General features: G+C 73.3%; 2 protein-coding genes and 1 pseudogene. All 3 read left to right on the plus strand.

Annotation, left to right across the window (positions count from 1 at the left end; genetic code table 11):
• Positions 1-493: 493 nt before the first annotated feature.
• Positions 494-580: a K(+)-transporting ATPase subunit F gene (gene kdpF, locus HMPREF0731_RS26515; RefSeq protein WP_083854564.1), complete on the plus strand. Its 87-nt coding sequence runs from the start codon at positions 494-496 to the stop codon at positions 578-580.
• Position 581: 1 nt separating this feature from the next.
• Positions 582-2,279 carry a potassium-transporting ATPase subunit KdpA gene (kdpA, locus tag HMPREF0731_RS18580; RefSeq protein ID WP_007005741.1) on the plus strand — a complete coding sequence of 566 codons (1,698 nt, stop codon included), beginning with the start codon at positions 582-584 and terminating at the stop codon, positions 2,277-2,279.
• A gap of 43 nt (positions 2,280-2,322) precedes the next feature.
• A pseudogene (locus tag HMPREF0731_RS25805) lies at positions 2,323-2,650 on the plus strand (hypothetical protein); the annotation flags it as partial.

Genomic DNA, 2,650 nt, shown 5'->3' on the forward strand with positions numbered 1-2,650 from the left:
CGATCGACAGCTGCGCGAAAAATATCCGGCAAACGCTCTGCCTGGATCCGTCCCTGAGGGCGGCCGGGGCGCCGCGCCAGATCCCGCAGGCCCCAGCCACCCGCGGAATGCGGGGAGGCGGTGGCGAAGCGGGGTGTCCGCAGGGTGTGCGCTGCCTTCCCCCGCCGGCCGGGGGCGCCGCAACGCGGCGGGCCCCGCGCGCCCTGGTGCCGTGCCGCCATCGCCATGCGAAAATGAACCGGGCGCCGCCTGCCGAAGCGGGACGGGGGCCGCGCCCGCCCGCCGGCCGGCGCCGCCCTTTACGCCGCGCTTACACGGCGCGCCCCGCTTCCGTATCGCGCCCTGATGGGCCGCGCGCCCAGTCTCCCGGCGGGCCGGCCCCTCATCGCCGGCGAGGAGCCTCCATGCTGGACACCCTTCTTCTCATCCTCGGCCTCGGCGGTTTCGCGCTGATGGGCCTCTACGTCGCCGCCTGCGATCGGGTCTGACGGCCATGGTCGCGCTGATCCTGGGCGGCGCCGTCGCCGCCGCGCTGTTCCTCTACCTGCTATGGGCCCTGCTGCGGCCCGAGAGCCTGTGACATGACCTGGATCGGCTGGGCGCAGATCGCCCTCGTGCTCGCGCTGGTCACCGCGACGGCGGTGCCCCTCGGGCGCTACATCGCGGCCCTCGCGGCGGGGCGCGTCCGCGTCCTCGCCCCCGTGGAGGCGCTGTTCTACCGCGCCGCCGGGGTGGACCCGGCGCAGGGCATGGGCTGGCGCGGCTATGTGCTGGCCATGCTGGCCTTCAACGCCGCGGGCTTCGTCCTGCTCTACGCGCTGCTGCGGCTGCAGGGCGCGCTGCCGCTCAACCCGCAGGGCCTGCCCGGCCTCGACCCCTGGCTGGCCTTCAACACCGCCATCAGCTTCGTCACCAACACCAACTGGCAGGCCTATAGCGGCGAGGCCGCGCTGTCCTATCTGAGCCAGATGGCCGGGCTCGCGGTGCAGAACTTCCTCTCCGCCGCGACCGGCATCGCGCTGGCCCTCGCCGTCTCGCGCGCCTTCGCCGCCGGCGGCGTGGCCGGGCTCGGCAATTTCTGGGCCGACCTCACGCGCGTCACGCTCTATCTGCTGCTGCCGCTGTCGCTGCTCCTGGGGCTGCTGTTGGTGGCGCAGGGCGTGCCGCAGACACTGGCCGCCTATGTCACGGCGCACCCGCTCGAAGGCGGCGAGCAGACCCTGGCGCTCGGCCCGGCCGCGTTCCAGATCGCCATCAAGCAACTCGGCACCAATGGCGGCGGCTTCTGGGGCGCCAATTCCGCGCATCCCTTCGAGGACCCGACCGCCCTCGCCAATCTGCTGCAGCTCTGGGCGATCCTCGCCATCCCCTTCGCCCTGGCCCTCGCCTTCGGCCACATCGTGGGCGATGCGCGGCAGGGCCGGGCGCTGTTCGCGGTGATGATGCTCTTCGTCATCGCCGGCACGGCCGCCACCTACGCGGCCGAGGCGGCGGGCAACCCGCTGCACATCGCCGCCGGCCTCGACCCGCTGGGCGGCAACATGGAGGGCAAGGAGGTCCGCCACGGCATCGCGCTCTCGGCGCTGTGGGCGGTGGCGACGACCGGCGCCTCCAATGGCAGCGTGAACGCCATGCTGGACAGCTTCACGCCGCTCGGCGGGCTGGTGCCCATGCTGCTGATCCAGCTCGGCGAGGTGCTGCCGGGCGGCGTCGGCTCGGGCCTCTACGGCATGCTGGTCTTCGTGCTGCTGGCGGTGTTCGTGGCCGGGCTGATGGTCGGGCGCACGCCCGAATATCTCGGCAAGAAGGTGCAGGCGCGCGAGATCAAGCTGGCGATGCTGGCGGTGCTGGTCGTGCCGCTCTGCGTGCTCGGCTTCTCGGCGGTGGCCGCCGTGCTGCCGGCGGCGCTGGCCTCGGTGCAGGATGGCGGGCCGCACGGCCTGTCGGAACTCCTCTACGCCTATTCCTCGGCGGCCGGGAACAACGGCTCGGCCTTTGGCGGCCTCACCGCCAACACGCCCTATCTCAACACGACGCTCGGCATCGCCATGCTGCTCGGCCGCTTCGCCATCATCGTGCCGGTGCTGGCCATCGCCGGCAGCCTGGCCGCCAAGCCGAAGCTGCCGCCCTCCGCCGGCAGCTTCCCGACGCATGGGCCGCTCTTCGTCGGCCTGCTCTGCGGCGTGATCCTGATCCTGGGCGGGCTGCAATTCCTCCCCGCCCTCTTCCTCGGCCCGGTCGCGGAGCATTTCGCGCTGCTGGCCGGCCAGACCTTCTGAGCGGCCGCGCGCCCCGCCCCGCCCCACACAACGGACCTGACCCATGGACGCCACCAGCCCGCAGGGGGAGGCCACGCGCGCGCTGCGCAACCCGCCTCTCCTGGACCGCGACATGCTGCCGCGCGCCGCGCGCGACGCCGTGCTGAAGCTCAACCCCGCCCGGCTCATCCGCAACCCGGTGATCTTCGTCACCGAGATCGTCTCCCTGCTCGTCACGCTGCTGGCCGCGCTGGCCGCCTGGCGGGGCGAGGCCTGGGGCTTCCAGGCGGGCATCGCCGCCTGGCTCTGGGCGACGGTGCTGTTCGCCAACTTCGCCGAGGCGGTGGCCGAGGGCCGCGGCCGCGCCCGCGCCGAGAGCCTGCGCCGCGCCC

This window comes from Pseudoroseomonas cervicalis ATCC 49957, from assembly GCF_000164635.1.
In the GTDB taxonomy this organism is placed as follows: Bacteria; Pseudomonadota; Alphaproteobacteria; order Acetobacterales; family Acetobacteraceae; genus Pseudoroseomonas; species Pseudoroseomonas cervicalis.

What these genes read in the sequence shown, in the direction of transcription:
- kdpF (WP_083854564.1), top strand. Translation starts at nt 494, where the DNA reads ATGGTCGCGCTGATCCTGGGCGGCGCCGTCGCCGCCGCGCTGTTCCTC.
- kdpA (WP_007005741.1), top strand. Translation starts at nt 582, where the DNA reads ATGACCTGGATCGGCTGGGCGCAGATCGCCCTCGTGCTCGCGCTGGTC.